Source organism: Kitasatospora sp. NPDC088346 (assembly GCF_044740765.1).
GTDB lineage: Bacteria > Actinomycetota > Actinomycetes > Streptomycetales > Streptomycetaceae > Kitasatospora.
In genome coordinates this window covers 1-18,089 of the sequence record NZ_JBIURH010000092.1, presented here as the reverse complement: position 1 = coordinate 18,089, position 18,089 = coordinate 1, and the positions used below count along the sequence as shown (strand labels likewise).

At 74.4% G+C, this 18,089-nt stretch carries 16 protein-coding genes; 7 read left to right on the top strand and 9 right to left on the bottom strand.

All coding sequences use genetic code 11. The annotated features are described in order from the left end of the window. Positions 1-179: 179 nt before the first annotated feature. Both ACIOFR_RS40630 and ACIOFR_RS40625 read left to right on the top strand, forming a co-directional pair. Positions 180-1,706, top strand: coding sequence for an MFS transporter (locus ACIOFR_RS40630; RefSeq protein WP_401005620.1), 1,527 nt, complete (start codon positions 180-182; stop codon positions 1,704-1,706). A gap of 61 nt (positions 1,707-1,767) precedes the next feature. Beyond that, positions 1,768-2,523 (top strand): TetR/AcrR family transcriptional regulator, encoded by a 756-nt coding sequence (locus ACIOFR_RS40625; protein ID WP_401005618.1) that lies wholly within the window; start codon positions 1,768-1,770, stop codon positions 2,521-2,523. Positions 2,524-2,529: 6 nt separating this feature from the next. Here the strand turns inward: ACIOFR_RS40625 and ACIOFR_RS40620 are convergent, their stop codons facing one another. Then, positions 2,530-3,222 carry an RraA family protein gene (locus ACIOFR_RS40620; RefSeq protein WP_401005616.1) on the bottom strand — a complete coding sequence of 231 codons (693 nt, stop codon included), beginning with the start codon at positions 3,220-3,222 and terminating at the stop codon, positions 2,530-2,532. Positions 3,223-3,399: 177 nt separating this feature from the next. On the opposite strand from ACIOFR_RS40620, the gene ACIOFR_RS40615 reads away from it, so the two are divergent. Next, positions 3,400-3,966 (top strand): hypothetical protein, encoded by a 567-nt coding sequence (locus ACIOFR_RS40615; RefSeq protein ID WP_401005622.1) that lies wholly within the window; start codon positions 3,400-3,402, stop codon positions 3,964-3,966. Positions 3,967-4,155: 189 nt separating this feature from the next. Next, entirely contained in the window at positions 4,156-4,671 is a 516-nt protein-coding gene (locus ACIOFR_RS40610; RefSeq protein ID WP_401005614.1) for a pyridoxamine 5'-phosphate oxidase family protein, read from the top strand. A 19-nt stretch (positions 4,672-4,690) separates the two neighbouring features. Here ACIOFR_RS40610 and ACIOFR_RS40605 read toward each other — a convergent pair whose 3' ends face one another. Together ACIOFR_RS40605 and ACIOFR_RS40600 are read right to left on the bottom strand one after the other, a co-directional pair. Next, positions 4,691-6,040 carry a VanZ family protein gene (locus ACIOFR_RS40605; protein WP_401005612.1) on the bottom strand — a complete coding sequence of 450 codons (1,350 nt, stop codon included), beginning with the start codon at positions 6,038-6,040 and terminating at the stop codon, positions 4,691-4,693. An 88-nt stretch (positions 6,041-6,128) separates the two neighbouring features. Further along, positions 6,129-6,530, bottom strand: a complete 402-nt coding sequence (locus ACIOFR_RS40600) for a hypothetical protein (protein ID WP_401005610.1) — start codon at positions 6,528-6,530, stop codon at positions 6,129-6,131. A gap of 149 nt (positions 6,531-6,679) precedes the next feature. Between ACIOFR_RS40600 and ACIOFR_RS40595 the strand changes: the two genes are divergently transcribed. Then, positions 6,680-8,602, top strand: coding sequence for a BTAD domain-containing putative transcriptional regulator (locus ACIOFR_RS40595; protein ID WP_401005608.1), 1,923 nt, complete (start codon positions 6,680-6,682; stop codon positions 8,600-8,602). Between the two features lie 28 nt (positions 8,603-8,630). Here the strand turns inward: ACIOFR_RS40595 and ACIOFR_RS40590 are convergent, their stop codons facing one another. Then, positions 8,631-9,056, bottom strand: a complete 426-nt coding sequence (locus ACIOFR_RS40590) for a hypothetical protein (protein WP_401005606.1) — start codon at positions 9,054-9,056, stop codon at positions 8,631-8,633. A 126-nt stretch (positions 9,057-9,182) separates the two neighbouring features. On the opposite strand from ACIOFR_RS40590, the gene ACIOFR_RS40585 reads away from it, so the two are divergent. Further along, positions 9,183-9,761: a dihydrofolate reductase family protein gene (locus ACIOFR_RS40585; RefSeq protein WP_401005605.1), complete on the top strand. Its 579-nt coding sequence runs from the start codon at positions 9,183-9,185 to the stop codon at positions 9,759-9,761. A 25-nt stretch (positions 9,762-9,786) separates the two neighbouring features. Here ACIOFR_RS40585 and ACIOFR_RS40580 read toward each other — a convergent pair whose 3' ends face one another. From ACIOFR_RS40580 to ACIOFR_RS40565, 4 genes are all read right to left on the bottom strand, one after another. Continuing rightward, positions 9,787-11,430 carry an amidohydrolase gene (locus tag ACIOFR_RS40580; protein ID WP_401005603.1) on the bottom strand — a complete coding sequence of 548 codons (1,644 nt, stop codon included), beginning with the start codon at positions 11,428-11,430 and terminating at the stop codon, positions 9,787-9,789. After that, the gene (locus tag ACIOFR_RS40575; protein ID WP_401005602.1) at positions 11,427-12,899 is read right to left on the bottom strand and encodes an APC family permease; all 1,473 of its coding nucleotides are present in this window, start codon (positions 12,897-12,899) and stop codon (positions 11,427-11,429) included. Before ACIOFR_RS40575 ends, ACIOFR_RS40580 begins: the two co-directional genes overlap by 4 nt. Before the next feature lie 153 nt (positions 12,900-13,052). Then, positions 13,053-13,997 carry an Lrp/AsnC family transcriptional regulator gene (locus tag ACIOFR_RS40570; protein WP_401005601.1) on the bottom strand — a complete coding sequence of 315 codons (945 nt, stop codon included), beginning with the start codon at positions 13,995-13,997 and terminating at the stop codon, positions 13,053-13,055. A gap of 79 nt (positions 13,998-14,076) precedes the next feature. Further along, positions 14,077-15,354, bottom strand: coding sequence for a beta-1,3-glucanase family protein (locus ACIOFR_RS40565; protein ID WP_401005600.1), 1,278 nt, complete (start codon positions 15,352-15,354; stop codon positions 14,077-14,079). A gap of 561 nt (positions 15,355-15,915) precedes the next feature. Between ACIOFR_RS40565 and ACIOFR_RS40560 the strand changes: the two genes are divergently transcribed. Further along, positions 15,916-16,854 (top strand): beta-glucanase, encoded by a 939-nt coding sequence (locus ACIOFR_RS40560; protein WP_401005599.1) that lies wholly within the window; start codon positions 15,916-15,918, stop codon positions 16,852-16,854. A gap of 265 nt (positions 16,855-17,119) precedes the next feature. On the opposite strand, the gene ACIOFR_RS40555 is transcribed toward ACIOFR_RS40560, so the two are convergent. Continuing rightward, positions 17,120-17,788, bottom strand: coding sequence for an RICIN domain-containing protein (locus ACIOFR_RS40555; RefSeq protein WP_401005598.1), 669 nt, complete (start codon positions 17,786-17,788; stop codon positions 17,120-17,122). Positions 17,789-18,089 lie beyond the last annotated feature (301 nt).

Here is an 18,089-nt window from a genome sequence, read left to right as displayed (position 1 = left end):
CTCCGTCAAGGCCGGCCTCACCAAGTAACCGGCCCCCGCACGGCCCACCGCCCCGCCACCCACACCCCGGGAGGCGGGGCACAGGCATGCCCGGAGCCTGAATTCGGTGGCGCCCTCGCAGCCTCTACTTCTACGGTGTACAGGACTTGCTGTACACCGTAGAAGAGTGGAGAACGGGCATGCCCCAACCTGAGCGCCGGCCGGACCGGTGGCTGATCCTCGCTGTCATCTGTCTCGCGCAACTCGTGGTCGTGCTCGACAACACCATCCTCAACGTCGCCGTCCCGTCCCTCACCGAGGAGCTCGGCGCCACCACCTCGCAGACCCAGTGGGCGATCGGCGCCTACTCCCTCGCGCAGGCGGGTCTGCTGATCGCCGCCGGCGGGCTCGCCGACCGCTACGGGCGCAAGAAGGTCCAGCTGCTCGGGCTCGCCCTCTTCGGGATCGGCTCGCTCGGGGCCGCACTGTCCACCGACCCGGGGCAACTGATCGCGGCCCGGGCCGGTATGGGCGTCGGCGGCAGCCTGCTGCTCGCCACCAGCCTCGCCATCGTGGTCCGCACCTTCGACCAGGACGAGCAGCCCAAAGCCATCGCCGCCTGGACCGCCGTCGCCTCGCTCGGGGTCGCGCTCGGCCCGGTGATCGGCGGCCTGCTGCTCGCGCACTACTGGTGGGGTGCGGTCTTCCTGGTCAACCTGCCCGTCGCCGCCCTCGGCCTGCTCGCCGTCGCCAGGCTCGTCCCCGAGTCCAAGGATCCGCGCGGCGACCGGCCGGACCTGCTCGGCGCGGTGCTGTCCACGGCCGGCCTGGTCGGGCTGGTGTACGCCGTCATCCAGGGCCCGGGCGCCGGCTGGTCGGCACCGCAGACCCTGCTGGCCGGGCTCCTCGGGGCGGCCTTCCTGCTGGCGTTCGCGCTCTGGGAGCGCCGGATCGAACACCCGCTGCTCGACCTGGACTTCTTCCGCGACGCCAGGTTCCGGGGCGCCGTGTCGGGAGGCGTGCTGGTCAGCTTCGGCATGGGCGGCTCGCTGTTCCTGCTCACCCAGTACCTGCAGTTCGTGCTCGGCTACGGCCCCCTGTCGGCGGGTCTGCGCACCGCCCCCATGGCGCTCACCGTGGTGGCGCTCAACCTCACCGGCGCCGGCATGCGGCTGACCGGTCGACTCACCCCGCCGCGCGCCGTCGCCGCCGGCCTCACCCTGCTCGCCTGCGGCCTCGCCGCGATCGCGCTGCTGGGCCGGGACGGCTCCTACCCGGGCATCCTGCTCGGCCTGGTGCTGATGGGTGCCGGAGTGGCCTGCGCGCAGCCCGCCATGGCGGGCGCGGTGATGTCCTCGATCCCGCCGGAGAAGGCGGGCATCGGGTCCGGCCTGATGGGCACGCTCGGCGAGTTGGGTAACTCCCTCGGCGTCGCCGTCCTGGGCGCCGTCCTCACCGCGGGCTTCGCGAGCTCCCTGCCGGCCGGCCTGCCCGAGTCCTCGGCGCGCTCCCTGCCGGACGCGCTCGGCGCCGCCGGGCCGGCCGCCGCGCAGCCCGTACGCTCGGCCTTCGCCAGCAGTCTGACGACCAGTCAGATGATAGGCGCCGTCGCGGTCCTGCTCGGTGGCCTGGTCGCCGCCCGGCTGCTCGGGCGCGCCGCCGCGCAGCGGCCCGTCCCGGCGCAGCGCCACGCGGACGGACCGGTCGCCCGGGAGGGCCGGGCCTGACTCTACGATCGCTGCACGGCCGCTCCCCGGCGGCCGTGCGGCGAGAGCAGAAGGACAGAGCATGGTCGACCAGCCCCGCGACCCGAGCGTCAGCGTCTGGGTGGCCCCGCCCGAGGGCCGGCGTCGCGGCAGCGCGCCCGCCGGACTCAGCCGGGACGGCATCGTGCGCGCGGCCGTCGCCCTGCTGGACGCCGACGGCATCCAGGCGTTCTCCATGCGCAAGCTGGCGGCAGGCCTCGATGTGACGCCGATGTCGGTCTACTGGTACGTCGACAACAAGGACGAACTGCTGGAACTCGCCCTGGACGACGCCCTCGGCGAGATGCGCGTCCCGCCCCTCGCCGAGGACGACACCGACTGGCGGCACCACCTGCGCACCCTCGCCCACGAGTACCGCCGCTGCATCCAGCAGCACCCGTGGGCCGCCCAACTGTCCGGGCGCTTCCTGGCGATCGGCCCCAACGCGGTCCTCTTCTCCACCAGCGCCGTCGCCGCCGTCACCCGCAGCGGCCTGGCCGGCGACCGCCTCGCCGGAGCACTGGGCCTGGTCCTCCAGTTCGCGTACGGCTTCGCGCTGGCCGAATCCCAGTGGCTGCTGCGGGTGCGGGCCACCGGGGGCGACGAGGACGAACTGCACCGGGTCGTCCACGGCATCGCGGGGCGGGCCGACGCCCGGCTGCTGGAGAACACGGACCTGGTGAGCCGCGAGGTGGAGGGCGGCGTCGCGGCGGCCCGCGACCGGCAGTTCGAGCACGGCCTGGAGATGGCGCTGGCCGGGATCGAGGCCGCTGTCGCCGCCCACCCCCGCCACGGCTGAGGGGTCCTACTCCTCGATGGCCCCGCCGACCCGCCGCAGGTGCTGCCGGAAGGTGTACGACGGGTCGGCGTCGCGCTGCGCGAGGAAGGCCTCGAAGGCGGTCTGCCGCCGCAGCGTGTCGCCCGAACGGATCCGGCGGGCCTGCTCGCGTTCGGTGTCCCGGATCCGGCGTGCCGCCGTCAGGACCTCCTCGGCCCGTTCGGCGGCCACGAACAGCACGCCGTCCGCGTCGCCGAACACCAGATCGCCGTCGGTCACCAGGTGCGGTCCGAACCGGGCACTGAGCAGCGCCTGCGGCTCCAGCCCGTCCAGCCGCACCGGACCGGCCGGACAGCTGCCGTAGCTGAACACCGGCACGCCGATCTCCACCAGCTCCGGGGTGTCGCGGTGCAGACCCCAGATCGCCAGACCGGTCAGCCCGGCCGCCGCCGCCTCCAGGACCGCCAGGTCGCCGACGCAGGCCTCGTCGGTCCGGCCGCCGTTGTCCACGACCAGCACGTCGCCCGGCTCGGCCCGGCCGAACACCTCCAGGAACACGTCCACGCTCCCGTAGTGCCGAACCGGCAGCGCCCGCCCGGCCACCCGGTGGCCGGACACCACCGGGCGCGCCCCGGCCGGCGCCATCCGCAGCGGCACCCCCGCGCGCAGGCACGCATCGGCCACCAGCGGCGTGGACAGATCGGCGAACGCCTTCAGCATGCTGCTCTCCCCGGGCTCGACCAGGGCCGCGCGGCTCGGCGCGACCGCTGCGGACGGTGCCGCGATCCTATCGACGGGACCGCGCCCGCCCGCCGCCGCAACCGTCGGCCCGCGTGGCCCGTCCTTCCTTACGGGGGACTCACGCCCGAGGAGGCGGTGGTCATGCGACGCTGGACGATGATTCCGATGGCGGTCGTTCTCGCGGGCACCGGAGCGGCGATCGCCCCGGTGACGGCGTCGGCGGCGCCCCCGACCGCAGCCGTCGCGCCGTGCCCGACCGGCTGGGGCAGCCTGCCCGAGGACCGGACGGCGCCCGGCTCCCGGCCGCTGGTCAACGTCAGGACCGGCGCCCACCCCTGCTACGACCGGCTGGTGCTCGACGTGCCGGGCAGCTCCGCCGCCCACCCGCCCGGCTACCACGTCCGGTACGTCGACACCCTCGTCCAGGACGCCTCCGGCCGCCCGCTCCCGGTCCGCGGCGGGGCGGTGCTGGAGATCGTGGTGACCGCTCCCTCGTACGACCCTGCGACCGGCACCCCGACCTACCCGGCGCGCTCCGGGCAGCCGCTGCCCGGGGTGGACCTCAAGGGCTACCGGACCTTCGTCGACACGCGGTTCGCCGCCAGTTTCGAGGGCCGGACCCAGATCGGTCTGGGCGTGCGCGCCCGCCTGCCGTTCCGGGTGATCCCGCTCGACGGCCGGCTGGTGATCGACGTCGCGCACAGCTGGAACGCGACCCCCTGAGCCGGGCCGCGACCCGCTGAGCCGGGCCGCGCGCAACCGCGGCCCGGCGGCCGCCGCGCCGCGCCGCCGACACGCGTCCGGATCCGCGGCCGCGGCCGACCGCCGCACGCGAGAATGGGCCGGTCCCCGGCCGGGCGGGCGACCTCGTGCGCACCGGCCCACCACGACGGCCGATCGGCAGGGGTGCAGATGGCGGAGCAGGAACCCGTCCCGGAGCTCGACCCGCGGTACAGCGACCAGGGCGCGCAGCCGACCGGCTGGTCCGAGGCCCGCGCCCGGCTGGCGGAGGCCGAACTGTACTGGCTCTCCACCGTCCGCCCCGACGGGCGCCCGCACGTCACACCGCTGATCGCCGTCTGGGTCGACGGCGCCCTGCACTTCTGCACCGGCCGGGGCGAGCGCAAGGCCGCGAACCTCGCCGGCAACCCGCACTGCGTCCTGACCACCGGCTGCAACAACCTCGCCGGGGGCCTGGACGTGGTGGTCGAGGGCGAGGCCGTCCGCCTGACGGAGGCCGCCTCGCTCGGCGCGGTCGCCGAGGCGTACGAGCGCGAGTACGGCAGTGACTGGCACTTCGAGGTGCGGGACGGCTGCTTCGTCAGTGGGGGCGACGAGATCCTGGTCTTCCGGGTGGCCCCGGTGACGGCCTTCGGCTTCGGCAAGGGCGCCTACAGCCAGACCCGGTGGCGCTTCGACCGGGACTGAGCCGGCCCCGGGGGAGCCGTCAGTGGTCGGCGTCGAGCAGGCCGCCGCCCCCGAACGGCTCACCGGTGACCGCGTCCAGGAACACCACGGCCTGCCCGGGGCCGTCGCCACCCCGGGCGGGCTGCGCCGGGCCGGGGGCGTTCGACGGGCCGGCGAGCCCGGCCGGGGCCAGGGTCAGCAGCCAGCACAGGTGCCAGGTGCCGCGCTCGTCGGCCTTGGCGAGCAGCTCGCCGCCGGTCACCGTCATGCCCGGACGGGTGGCCAACTGCCGGGCCCGCTCCGCGCTCACCGCCGGTTTCGGCAGGGCGGGCGGCGGGACGTGCCGGGCCGAGAAGGACACCACCCGGCGGTCGTCCCCGACCACCAGGTCGAGCCGCATGGGCATCAGGACCCCGTCCACCCGGGACCGCCACTGCACCAGCTTGGCCGTGCTGTCGGGGCCGCCCGCCGGGTAGACCGTGCTGGACGAGTCGGACAGCGCCCACGGGAAGTGGGTCCGGGCGAAGTCGGTGCCCGCGGCCAGCGCCGCCTCCTGCGACAGCTGCGGACGGCCGCCCGGCTGCTCCGGGACGGAACCCAGCACCCCGGAGGACACCTCCCGCGAGGGCCAGTCGAGCACCAGGTTGCCCGCGGCGGTGGCGATCTCGACCCGTCCGGGCCGCCCCGAACCGCCCGGCGAGAACTGGACCCGCCGCACGGCGGTCCCGGCGCCGAAGAACCGGTGCGCGGCGTCCGTGGCCGCCGCCGTCTGCGCGCCGTCGGCCCGGTGGCCGTCGCTCACGTCCGCGACGACGAAGAGCAGCGCGGGGACGGCGACCGCCGCCAGCACCGCGCCACCGCCGACCGCGATCACGGAGGTCAGCCGGATCTCCCGGCCGAGCGCCCGGGAACCGGCCCGCCGCAGCCACAACCGGCCGGCCAGGCAACCCAGCAGGGCCCCGGCGACGTTGGCCTCCAGGTCCGCCGAGTCGCACGCCCGCCCCATGCCGGACACGAGCGCCTGGGTCACCTCGATGGCCCCGGACAGCACGGCGCAGGCCGCGGCGACGGGCAGCGGCCGGCGGGTCAGCACCGTCAGGAAGAACGCCGCCGGCACGAACATCGCCGCGTTCAGCAGCCCCTGGTCGCCGAGGAGCGCACCCACCGCGTCCCGCTGCAGCGTGCACGTCATCGACGCCGGCGCCTGCGGGCTCAGCGGGTAGAGCGTGGCGGCGAGCACCAGCGACAGCGCGCCGGCCGCGCCGACCGCAGCCACCGCGGAGAAGCCGTAGCGGCGGCCCGCGAACCAGGCCGGGACGGCGGTGAGCGCCCACAGCACCGCTGCGGTGAGGACGAGCGACTGGTTGCCGCGGAGGGCTGCTTCGATCATGGAGGCGGTTCGGTTCCTGGAGTCGGGGAGCGGAATCGGGGGACCGGTGGGGCCGGGCCGGAGCGGCCCGACCCGACCGTACGGGCCGTCAGCAGATGCCCACCGGGGCGTTGTAGTAGGTGCCCTGACCGTCGACCTCCATCCAGCCGACCACGTCCGAGCAGTCGGTGAAGCCGAGATCACGGAAGCTCTGCATCCGCGAGGTGCCCGAGGTCTGCACGATCCAGCCGTTGGCGTAGCTGTAACCGTGGTAGTTGAACCCGAGCTTCTGGTTGATGGTGCCGCCGCCGTTCTTCTCGTACCACTCCTCCATCCGCCAGTAGCCCGTGCCGTCGTACTGCGGGGTGATCTGGGTGAACAGGTTGCCGTTGGACAGCTTGGTCTTCGACGCGTACGCGAGGTAGTTGCCACGGGCCGAGGCGACGGGCGCCAGGGCGAGGGTGAGGGCCGCGAGCGCGGCCGACACGGCCAGGACGGAGCGAGATCGCACGGTCGTACCTTTCGTGGACGGAGGCGGCGGGTGGGCCCGCCGTGTCGTGGACCGGAGGATCATCTCTTCGTCTGCCAACGGACGACTAACATACGACTCACGGGCGGGGAAAGACATGTGATGGCAGGTCAGATCGGGGGGCGGGGCGCATGGGGATCCGGTTCGGGCTGCTCGGGCCGCTGGCGCTCACGGACGCGAGCGGGCCCCGCACCCTCACGGGGACCAAGTCCCGGCTGCTGCTCGCGGCCCTCCTGCTGCACGCCAACCGGGCCGTCCCCGTCGAGCAGTTGCAGACCGTGCTGTGGCACGGACACCCACCGCGCACGGCGAGGTCCTCGCTGCACAACCACGCGGCCCGGCTGCGCCGCGACCTCGGACCGGAGGGCGGCGCCCGGCTCAGGGCCGTCCCGTCCGGCTACCTGATCGAGGTGAACCCGGGCGAACTCGACAGCGAGGCCTTCACCGGGCACCTGGGCCGGGCTCGCACCGCCCGCCGCCGGCAGGACTGGCCCGCCGTCAGGGACGAGGTGTCCGCCGCACTCGCCCTCTGGCGCGGCCGTCCGCTCGCCGACCTGCCCGACCTGCCGGACCGGCCCGAGGTCGCCACGCTCGTGGAACAGCACCTCCAGGCGCTCGAATGGCACTACGACGCACAGCTCCAGGAGGGCCGGCACGACGGGCTCGGTGCCGAACTCGCCGCCCTCACCGCCGAACACCCCCTGCGGGAGGAGTTCCACCGCCAGCTGATGCTGGTCCTGCACCGCGCGGGACGGACCGCCGAGGCGCTCGCCGTCCACGGCCGGCTGCGCCGGACCCTCGTCGAGGAGCTCGGCGTCGAGCCGGGAGCGGCCGTCCGGGACACCCACCAACGGATCCTGGCACCCGCCCCTCCCGTGACCCCGCCCGCCCCGCCGCCGCTCGGCCGCCGCCTCCTGATCGACCAACTCCCGGCTGGAGTAGCCGACTTCACCGGGCGGGCCGCCGAGCTGGGGGCGCTGCGCGTCGGGCTCGGCGCGGACCGGAGCGCGGACCGGAGCGCTGATGGCACCGCGGGCCGCACCACCCCCAGGGTGGTCGTGGTCTGCGGGATGGGCGGCATCGGCAAGACCACCCTGGCCCTGCGCGCCGCCCACGGTCTCGAAGCCCGGTACCCGGACGGCCGGCTGCACGCCGACCTGCGCGGCGCGGCGCCGGAACGGGCCCGCAGCGCGCACGACCTGCTGGCCCGGCTGCTCACCGACCTCGGGACCGACGCCCGGCACGTCCCGGACCACACCGACGACCGCGCCGCCCTCTACCGTGCCGTCCTCGCCGAGCGCCGGATCCTGGTCGTCCTCGACGACGCCCGCGACACCGGGCAGGTCCTCCCGCTGCTGCCGGGCAGCGGCGGCTCGGCCGCGATCGTCACCAGCCGCCGCACCCTCGCCGCGCTCCCCGGTGCGGCCCGCGTCTCCCTCGGTCCGATGACCGGGCCGGAGCAGCACCGGCTGCTGACGGCCGTGTGCGGTGCCGACCGGATCGCCGCCGACCGGCCCTCCGCCGAGCGGATCCTGACCGCCTGCGCGGGCCTGCCGCTCGCCGTCCGGATCGCCGCCACTCGGCTGGCCGCCCGGCCCGGTGAACCGCCCGCCACCCTGGCGCGCCGGCTCGCGCCGGCCGGCGGCCGGCTGGACGTCCTCGCGCTCGACCACCTCGCCGTCCGGGAGACCTTCCGGACGAGCTACCGGGCCCTGCTGACGAGCCCCGACCCGCTCGCCCGCGACGCGGCCCGGGCCTTTCGGCTGCTGGGCCTGCGCCCGGACGGGCCGCTCGGGCCGCCGGCCGTCCACGCCCTGCTCGGCGAGGGCCAGGACAGGGCCGCCGACCTGCTGGACGTCCTGGTCGAACGCCACCTGCTGGAGCGTCCGGGCCCGGACGCCTACCGCCTCCACCCGCTGCTCGGGGCGTTCGCGGCCGAGCTGGCGGCCGCCGAGGAACCGGCCGCGGCCCGGGCCCGCGCCGGGTCGCGGCTCCGGGCGTCGGCGCGGCCGCCCGGCGGCGGACCTCCGTTGAGCCGGGCGGGTGCCTCCTAGACCCCCGTCCGGCCGTATCGCCCGGTGGTCAGGCGCGGTCCAGCGCCTTCGCACGCAGGGCGGTGAGCAGCGGCAGCACGTCGCTCTCGTCCGCGTCCTCGGTGAAGTTCAGGATGGCGGCGATGACCGAACGGGCGATGTCCGCCGCCGCGCCGTCGTCGGCGCCGGCCGCCCAGATCTTCAGCGTCCGGCCGAGGACGGTGCACATCCGGGCCGTCACGTCCGCCCGCATCGCCTCGGAGGCGGCCTCCGCCGTCTCCTCGTCGCCGTCCTCGTCGATGCCGAGGGCGAGGGTGACCAGCGACCGCAGGACCAGCTCACCGTAGTCGGCGACCAGCACCGGCAGGGCGGGTTCACCCGGGGCGCGCTGCGCCAGCGCGGCCACGGCCTGCTCGTCGTGCGTCCAGGCCGCCTCCAGGGTGGCGAGGGCGCGCAGGGTCTCGTCCGGTGTCATCCGGTCACCGTACAGCGGCCCGGCGCGACGGGCCCGGCCACCGGCGCGGGCGTATCGTCGCGGCTGTGACCCGCGCACCGTCCCGGGACGGCGCGCACCCCGGGACGAGGCAGGGTGAGGACCGCGATGCGAGAGATCGTGCTGGCCCTGTCGGTGTCCCTCGACGGCTTCTTCGAGGGGCCGGACGGCGGTCTCGACTGGGCCCTGGTCGACGACGAGCTGCACCGCCACTTCAACGAGCGGCTGCGGGGGATGAGCGCCTTCCTGAACGGCCGGGTCACGCACGAACTCATGGCCGGATTCTGGCCGACCGCCGACATCGACCCGGCGAGCACCCCGCCGATGGTGGAGTTCGCCGGGATCTGGCGCGACATGCCCAAGATCGTGTTCTCCCGGACCCTGGAACGCGCCGACTGGAACGCCACCGTCCGGCGGGAGGTCGTGGTCGAGGAGATCGAGGAGCTCAAGGCCCGGCCGGGCGGGGACATGGCCCTCGGCGGGGCCGACCTCGCCGCCACCTTCCTGCGCCTCGACCTGATCGACGAGTACCGCCTCTACGTCCACCCCGTGCTCCTCGGCCGCGGCCGGCGGCTCTTCCCCGAGCTGGACGCCAGGATCGCCCTGCGGCCGGTCGGTGCCAGGACCTTCGGCAACGGGGTCGTCCTGCTGACCTACCGGCGGGCCGGGGCTCCCGCCACGGAGTGAGCCCCGGCCCGCCGGCAGCCCGTCCCTACCCGCCGTGGACGATCTCCCCGCCCACCACGCCCAGCTCCACCCGGGCGTCGAGGATCGCCTCGGGCGGCCCGGCGAACAGGTCCCGCGAGAGCACGACCAGGTCGGCGAGCTTGCCAGGCGCGAGACTGCCCAGCTCGGTGTCGAGGTGGTTGGCGTACGCGCTGCCGAGGGTGTAGCCCCGCACGGCGGTGGCGAGGTCGACGGTCTCCTGCGGCATCCAGGGCTCGCCGCCGTCCAGGCCGCGGCGGGTCACCGCGGTGTACAGGCCGATCAGCGGGTCCATCTCGGCCACGTTCCAGTCGCTGGAGAAGGCGAGCGCGGCACCTGCCCGGTGCAGGCTGCGCATCGGCCAGGCCTTCGTCCAGCGGTGCTCGCCGACGGCCTCGGCCCAGTCCCGTCCGGGGCCGGCGATGTCGGGGGAGCAGTGCCGGGGCTGCATGCAGGCCACCACCCCGAGCTCGGCGAACCGCGGCACGTCCGCCGGGTCCAGGCACTCGACGTGCACCACCTGGTGCCGGGCGTCGCGGTGACCGTTGACGGCACGGGCGTGGGCCACGGCGTCCAGCACCGTCCGGATGCCCCGGTCACCGGTGGCGTGGACGAAGGCCTGGAACCCGGCCGCGTCCAGCCCGGCGAACACCTCGGCGAACTCCGCCGGCGGGTAGAAGGTCTCGCCACGGTGGCTGTGGCAGCCGGCGTACGGTTCGAGCAGGGCCGCCGTGCGGGGCTCGACCACGTCGTCGATGTACAGCTTGAGCGGCCCGACCCGGAAGCGGTCGCCGGTGTGCCGGCGGGCGGCCGCGGCGAACTCGGCGAGGTCCGCCGCCGTGGTGCCGCGCGGGTGGAACAGCGCGGCGACCAGCCGGGACCGCAGCCGGCCCTCCGCGAGCGCGCGCTCGAACAGGGCGAGGTCGTCCAGCGAGTTCTGCGGCTCGACCACGGTGGTGATGCCGTACCGGGCGGCCATGTCGAGGCTGCTGACCAGCCGCCGGTACTGCCGGCCCGGGTCGGCCCACGGCACACCGGCCGCCCGCAGCGCCCGGTGGCCGTCGCGGGACAGCCCCTTGACGGCGAAGTCGGTGAGGAACCCGGTGGGCTCCCCGGTCGCCGGGTCCCTGGTGACCGTGCCGAACGGCGGGTCCACGGTGTCGCGGTCGAGGCCCAGACGGCGCAGGGCCGCGGTGTTCAGCCAGGCGGTGTGCACGTCGTAGCTGAGGACGAAGGCCGGGTGGTCGCCGGTGTACGGGTCGAGGTCGGCGGCGGTGGGCATCCGGCCGCCCGGGATCGCCGAGTAGTCGAAGGCCTCGCCCTCGATCCAGTCGGCGTCCGGGTGGCTGCGCCGCCGGCGCGCGATCCGGTCCCCGATCTCGGCGAGGTCGCCGGCGCCCGCGAGCTGGACGCAGTCGGCGTCCGAGCCGAGCCGCACGTGGTTGTGGCTGTCGACGAACCCCGGCAGCACCAGGCGTCCGTTCGCGTCGAGGACCTCGGTGCGCGGGCCGACCAGCTGCTGCCAGGCGTCGCCGTCGCCGACCCAGGCGATCCGGCCGTCGCGGACGGCGAGGGCCTCGGCGCGGGGGCGGGCGTCGTCCACGGTGTGGACGTGCGTGTTGTGGACGACGAGGTCGGCGGGGTGGTTCACGGGTGCTCCGAGAGTGCGGGGTGGGCCGGGGCGGCCGGGGCGGTGCCGGCGTGGGCCGGGGCGGCGGTGTCGGGACCGGCCTGGACGGCGGTGTCGGGACCGGCCAGGTCGGCCGGCAGGCTGAGGACCCAGTGGGTGGCGGCCCGCGGCCGCAGGTAGCCGAACCAGTAGGCGATGCCGGCGAGCAGCACGAGCGCGGTGGTGACCAGGTCGCGGGCGGACTGCTGGGTGAGCGAGTAGGCGAGGGCCGCGATGGTGACGGCGGGGACGACCGGCCACAGCGGCATCCGCCACGCCGGGGTGGCACGGTGCCGGGCCCGGCGGGCCGTCAGTGCGGCGCAGCCCAGCAGCAGGTAGATCACGGCGACCACGACGCCGGTGAAGCCGAGCAGGGCCTCGATCGGGACGGCGAGGGCGAGCACGATCCCGGGCAGGCCGATGGCCAGGGTGGCGATCCACGGCGATCCCCAGCGCGGGTGCAGCGATCCCAGCGCGCGGTTGACCGGGTCCGGCCAGCTGCGGTCACGGGCGGAGGCGTAGAGCACCCGGCCGTTCTGGAGCACCATCACGATGACGGCGTTCAGGATCGCCGCGGCGACGCAGAGGCTGACGAAGGACCCGACGGTGCTGCCCGCCCAGGAGTCGACGATCGCGACCAGGTCGCCGGCGGCCAGCTGGTCGGGCGAGTCGACGCCGAGGCAGACGGCCGCGACCGGCACGGTGATCAGGACCACGCCGGCGAGCAGGGACCACAGGACGGTCCGGGCGACGCTGCGGCGGGGGTCCTTGAGGTCCTCGGAGAGGTACACCGCGGTGCCGAAGCCGTTGTAGGTGAACAGCGCCACCGCCAGGCCGGAGATCAGCACACCGGTGGTGAACGGTCCGGTGCCGCCCTGGCCGTCCGGCACGACGGCGTGCAGCAGGCTGCTGACGGGCTGCTTGACGTGGGTCAGGCCGAGGACGCTGACCAGCGCGGCGGCCAGCACCTCGATGCCCAGGAAGATTCCGGTGATCAGGGCGTTCGACTTGATGTCCAGCACGCCGACCGCGACCGCGAGGGCCATCACGGCGGCGCCGGCCAGGGCCGGGTCCACCGAGACCACGGAGGACAGGTAGCCGGCGGTGCCCAGCGCGATGATCGGCGGGATCACCAGCAGCGACACCAGGGAGATCACGAAGACCAGCCAGCCGGTCAGCCGTCCGAGCAGCTGCCCGACGATCGAGTACTCGCCGCCCGCGCTCGGGACCAGGGTGCCGAGCTCGGCGTAGCAGAAGCCCACCCCGAGCGAGAGGACGGCGGCGACCAGCAGCGTGATCACCGTTCCGCTGCCCTGGCTGCCCAGCAGCGGGGGCACCACGATGAACAGGGAGGAGGCGGGTGTGACGCAGGAGAGCGTCAGCATGACGCCGCCGAACACGCCGAGGGATCGGGGCAGCGCGGCGACATCCGGCTTGGGGGATGGGGTCATTGGTCGTCCGTGGGTGCGGGGGGAGGGGGTGCCCGCCATTCAAAGCCCGGTGAATTCATCGCGTCAAGGAATTCCGGAGAACGATTTGCCGCTGAATACGCCTGCTCCCGGCGAAAAGTTTGCAGGGTGCCCGAATATCGAACTATTCGCCGGTCAGACCGGGAGATCGTAGGTGTAGGTCTCCTTGACGATCTCCAGGTGGTACCAGGTGGAGGCCTGTAGGACGTCCGGCAGGGCCCGCAGCGCGTCGGTCGTCGCCAGCAGCGCCGTCCGGTCGGCCGCGTCCACCCCGCACAGCACGTCGTACCGGCCGTGCCCGGCCGCCACGAAGTTCACCCCGGGCAGCTCGGCGGCGGCCGCTGCGGCCGCGCGGGCCGCGCCGCGCACCACCAGCCCCACCCCGACGGCCTCCCGCACACCCGTCGCACCCGAGTCCACCAGCCCGGTGACGTGCACCGCCCGGGACTCCAGCAGTCGCAGCACCCGGGCCCGGGTGGCCGGCTGGGACAGGCCGACCCGCTCGGCGAGGGCCGCGTACGACGCCCGGCCGTCGACCTGGAGCAGTCCGAGCAGGGTCCGGTCCACCTCGTCCACGGCCGGAGCCGGTGCCTCGTCCGCCGGCTCGGCGGCGCCCACCGAGGCGGCCGAGTAGGCGTCGCGCAGCAGCCTGGTGCAGCGGAACACCTCGATCCCGCGCACCCCGGGGACCTCCCGCAGCGCGGTGAACTCCCGCTCCAGCGCGGCCTCGTCCGCCACCCGCACCTCGGCCACCACGGCGTGCGGGCCGGTCGTGCAGGACACGAAGGTGGTGAACGGCCGACGCGCCGCTGCCTGCGCCACCGGTCGGGCCGGGCCCTCGACCTCCAGCGTGACGTGGGCCAGCGCCGTGATGCCCACCACGGACGGCCGGACGATGCCCACCACCCGGACCACGCCGGTCGAGATCAGCCGGTGCACCCGGGCGCGGGCCGCCTCCCGGGACACCCCGGACAGCTCTGCGAGCCGCTGGTAGCCGGCCCGGCCGTTGAGCTGCAGCTCGCGCACGAGCGCGGCGTCCAGGCCGTCCAGGCCGTCCAGCACGACGTTCCACTCCTCCACCGGGCGGCCGCACCCGCGCCGCGGCCGCGATTCTCGGGCGTCTCCAGCTTAGGGGGCCGGGAATCGCGACCGTGCCCGGTCAGTTGAACGGGTCCAGCGTCAGGTAGGCCTGCTGCGGGTTGCCGTCGTGCACCAGCGACTCGTGGTGGCCCACGTCGTCGAAGGCGAAGGCGTACGCGGATCCGTCGGCCATCTGCGCGTGGATCGTGCGCGCGTACTGGTTGGTCACCGCGTCCTGGTAGAAACCGGCCGATCCGGAGTCCGGCTGGTTCGGGTTGGTGAGCAGGGTGGAGCGGTTGTAGCCCGCGCACAGCGTGCGCGAGATCGGGCCGCGGACCAGGTCGTTGGGTGCATCGAGGAGTTTGTAGCAGCCGAAGACGCTGTCCGAGTCCGGCTTCCTGAAACTGGTGACGACGGTGCCCGCGCTGTTGGTGAACTTCATGACGTCGCCCGAGACCCGGCCGTAGTACTTGGTGTCCGGTCGGTCGGCGAACGGCGTCACCGTCAGCGTGGAGCCGGCGTACCTGCTCCACACCCGGTTGATGTAGTCGGTCATGACGGACGCCGGGAGCGCACCGGTCTCGATGCCGTGGCCGGGCGCGAGGGCGCGCAGCACGGTGCCGTCGGAGCGGGTCTGGACGAGGTCGGCCCACCCGCCCGGTTGCGACCTGAGCGAGGCGAAGAAGCCCCGGTAGCCGCCGGGCCGCAGGTGGCCGGTGCTCCGGGTGGCGCCGTTGGCGGCCTTCACCCCGACCGCGTACGGGGCCGAGAACATGTCGACCTGGGTGCTGTTGATCCACAGCCCGCCGTCGTCGAGCGTGTACTCCGACCAGTTGAAGAGGATGTTGCGGTTCGGGTCGGCCGGATTCTGCACGGCGGGCTGGACCAGGCCGCCGGTGGCCAGCTTGAAGACGAGTTTCTGCCCGTAGGAGAAGTAGATCCGTCCGGAGAACCTGGGGATCCGGATGGTCGTGGCGTGTCCGTCCGTCGGGCCGACGATGGCCGCGTCGGGGGCCGGCGCCGGCGGGTTCGCGCCGCCGGGCCAGGGGTGGAAGGTGCCGTTGGCGTCGGCCCAGCCCTGCTGGCCGGTGGAGAGCAGGGTGCCCAGGTTGTAGATGTAGACCGGTCCGCCGCGGCCGGAGTTGTTGGTGACGGTGAGCGGGACGGTCGCCGGCACGGCGGCTGCGGCGGCTCCCGTGACGTCGGTGACCTCGGTGACCTCGGTGGCCCCGGTGACGTCGGTGGCCCCGGCGGGCTGCGCGGGGGTGGCGACGGTCAGCCCGGCGGCCGCGGCCAGCGCCAGGGCCAGGCAGGTGCGGCTCGCCGTGCGCGGCGCGGATGCTCGTCCTGTTCCCATCGGGTCGGCTCCTTCGGTGGGGCGACGGTGCCGCGGCGTCAGGTCGGCCGGTGGGGCGGCCGGGTGGGTTGGCCGGGTGGGGTGGCCACTGACGGCGGATCCCTCGGTGGTGGGCCCGGAGGCTGCCTCGCGGGCGGGTTGAGAGCGCTCTCAGAATGAGTCGCGGACCGTGGTCATGTCAATGGTCTGGGTGGGCTCGTCGGCGGTTCCGGGAGCGGGCCGCCGGACGCCGGGCCGCCGGACATGACGCCGGGTCACTCTATTGCCGGGGCCGGGATTGGTCGGCGAGCGGCGCTCCGGAGGCCGTGAGATACAGGGCTCATGACGATTTCTGATGATCCGTCCCTTGTGGGACCTCCTGGTGACGAGGGGTCACCGGCCCGCAGTCAGGGCCGATCGGCCGAGCACGCGGGGGGTGACCCGCTCGCCGACCGCTCCGCGGGCTGCTCCGCCGTCCGCTCCCTCGACCGTCCCGCCGGGCGGTCGACGGCGGGTGCCCCGCCCGGCCGCGGGGTCCGGGGGCGGACCGGCGCTGGGAGGCGGATCGGACGGCGGGGGGCCGTGGTCGCCGCCCTGGTGACCCTGGGGCTCGGCGTCGGCGGCCCGGCGTCGTCCGCGATGACCCTCCCGTCCGTCCCCACCGGCGTCTCCGCACCCCGCCCCCAGGAGTGGAGCCTCGGCACCCAGCTGCCCGGCCTGTTCAGCTCGCTCCCGGGCGCGCTCGGGTGTGCGGACTGCCCCGCCTCCGGCTGGCCGGTGTGCTTCCCCTTCGCCCGGCCCTGCACCCAACCCGGCACCAAGCCGGGGCCGCCCACCGACGGGCGCACCCTGGTGTGGTCCGACGAGTTCTCCGCCCCCCTCGTCCCCGGCGCCCGCTGGATGGCCGACCGGACCAGCGCGTACGAGTTCGGGAACCACAACCCCAAGGACGACAAGCTCGACTGGCTCGACCCGTCAGCCGTCGGCGTCGCCGACGGCATCGCGACCTTCACCGCACGCCCCGGCACCCACACCCTGGAGAGCGGACGCCGGGCCTGGGACACCGGCCTGCTCACCACGGAGGGCTCCACCGAGGGCTTCCAGGTCAGGACCGGGGACTACGTCGAGACCCGGGTGCAGATGCCGACCGGCCTGGGGGCCTGGCCGGCGCTGTGGACCTGGAAGGGATCCGGCAACGAGGTCGACTCCTTCGAGTACCACCCCGACCACCCGGCGATGCTGGAGCTGGCCAGCCGTGTCGGCTCCACCCACCGCTACCACACCGACCCCGCGGCGGTCGCTCCCGGCCGCTGGGTCACCATCGGCACCCGCTACGGCCGGGACTCGGTGGACTGGTACCTCAACGGCGTCCGTGTCCACTCGGACCGCAAGGGCGTGACCCCGAGCTGGTCGGCCTACCTGATCCTCAACCTCTCGGTCGAGGCGGGCCGGTACCACCCCGCTCCGCCGACCGGCACCCCGATCGAGTTCAAGGTCGACTACGTCAAGGTCTGGCGCTGAGCCCGGCCCGGCTCCCGTCCGCGGACGGCGCCGAGCCGCAGTCGCCCCCGGCAGCACCGGAAGTGCGGTGCCGACGGCGGCCGACACCTCGCTCCACGCATGGCGGTCTCCCCCCGCGGTGACCTCCGGAGCGACTGCCGTGGTCGACCCCGGGCCGCAGCACCGAAGTGAGGACATGACCTGCACCGCCTGCTCGGCCCGGAGCGTCGACCCGCGGTGTGACACGCCGGGCCCCAGCGCGGCGCGGGGCCCGGCACCGGATCGCTCAGTGCCACGTCCAGGCCTGGTTGTCCCAGCCGTTGCAGCCCCAGAGCTGGACCTTGGCGCCGTTGTTGTTGATGGTGTTGAGATCGCCGTCCAGGCACTTCCAGCCGTGCGAGTTCTGCAGCGTGCTGCCGGTCCAGTACCAGGTCTGGTTGTCCCAGCCGTTGCAGCCCCAGAGCTGGACCTTGGCGCCGTCGTTGTTGATCGTGTTGAGGTCACCGTCCAGGCACTTCCAGCCGTGGCCGTTCTGGATGGTGTAGTAGCCGACCGGCAGGCCCGGGGCCGGCGTCCAGTACCAGCTCTGGTTGTCCCAGTTGTTGCAGCTCCAGAGCTGGACCTTGGCGCCGTCGTTGTTGATGGTGTTGAGGTCGCCGTCCAGGCACTTTCCGCCGTGGTTGTTGGTGAAGGCCGGCGTCCGGTACGTGACGGTGGTGGCCTGCGGGGCTGCGGCGGCCGAGCCGTCGGCGGGGGCGGCCGGGAGCTGGGAGGGCGAGCCGACGTCGACGATCTGCTTGCCCGCGGCGGGACCGGCGGTGACGTCGGTGACCGCCCGACCGGCATCGACGGCGGCGGCGGAGGCGGCGCTGTGCGGGGCGGCCTCGGCGGCCGTGCTCAGCGCGAGGACGCTCAATCCGGCGAGCAGGGCGAATCCGAACCGGTTCTGGCGCATGTGCAGTCCTCAATTCGTAGCGAGTCCGCAGGATGGACACTCTGTGTGCGACCCTATTGAGCAGAGAGTGGTTCGGGCAAGAAGTATCGAAAAAGAATGACAGTCTGAATTCGACTACCCAGGCCTCCAACTTTCCTGCTGGGCGCCATATGTGACGGAAAATCGTTTCTGCACACGGCCGGGATCGACCGGCGCTGCCGCTGGTGTTCAGCGGTGGGTGGTCGGGGGGTGGCGGTGGGTGGTGGGTGTGGTGCGGGCCACCCGGTGGGGTGGGTGGGTGGTCCGGTTGTTGGGCGGACGG

Excerpts from the sequence above, each read along its gene's own strand:
- ACIOFR_RS40605 (WP_401005612.1), bottom strand. The coding sequence starts at position 6,040 with ATGATCGAAGCAGCCCTCCGCGGCAACCAGTCGCTCGTCCTCACCGCA.
- ACIOFR_RS40610 (WP_401005614.1), top strand. The coding sequence starts at position 4,156 with ATGGCGGAGCAGGAACCCGTCCCGGAGCTCGACCCGCGGTACAGCGAC.
- ACIOFR_RS40565 (WP_401005600.1), bottom strand. The coding sequence starts at position 15,354 with ATGGGAACAGGACGAGCATCCGCGCCGCGCACGGCGAGCCGCACCTGC.
- ACIOFR_RS40585 (WP_401005605.1), top strand. The coding sequence starts at position 9,183 with ATGCGAGAGATCGTGCTGGCCCTGTCGGTGTCCCTCGACGGCTTCTTC.
- ACIOFR_RS40575 (WP_401005602.1), bottom strand. The coding sequence starts at position 12,899 with ATGACCCCATCCCCCAAGCCGGATGTCGCCGCGCTGCCCCGATCCCTC.
- ACIOFR_RS40595 (WP_401005608.1), top strand. The coding sequence starts at position 6,680 with ATGGGGATCCGGTTCGGGCTGCTCGGGCCGCTGGCGCTCACGGACGCG.
- ACIOFR_RS40615 (WP_401005622.1), top strand. The coding sequence starts at position 3,400 with ATGATTCCGATGGCGGTCGTTCTCGCGGGCACCGGAGCGGCGATCGCC.
- ACIOFR_RS40630 (WP_401005620.1), top strand. The coding sequence starts at position 180 with ATGCCCCAACCTGAGCGCCGGCCGGACCGGTGGCTGATCCTCGCTGTC.
- ACIOFR_RS40620 (WP_401005616.1), bottom strand. The coding sequence starts at position 3,222 with ATGCTGAAGGCGTTCGCCGATCTGTCCACGCCGCTGGTGGCCGATGCG.
- ACIOFR_RS40625 (WP_401005618.1), top strand. The coding sequence starts at position 1,768 with ATGGTCGACCAGCCCCGCGACCCGAGCGTCAGCGTCTGGGTGGCCCCG.
- ACIOFR_RS40555 (WP_401005598.1), bottom strand. The coding sequence starts at position 17,788 with ATGCGCCAGAACCGGTTCGGATTCGCCCTGCTCGCCGGATTGAGCGTC.
- ACIOFR_RS40590 (WP_401005606.1), bottom strand. The coding sequence starts at position 9,056 with ATGACACCGGACGAGACCCTGCGCGCCCTCGCCACCCTGGAGGCGGCC.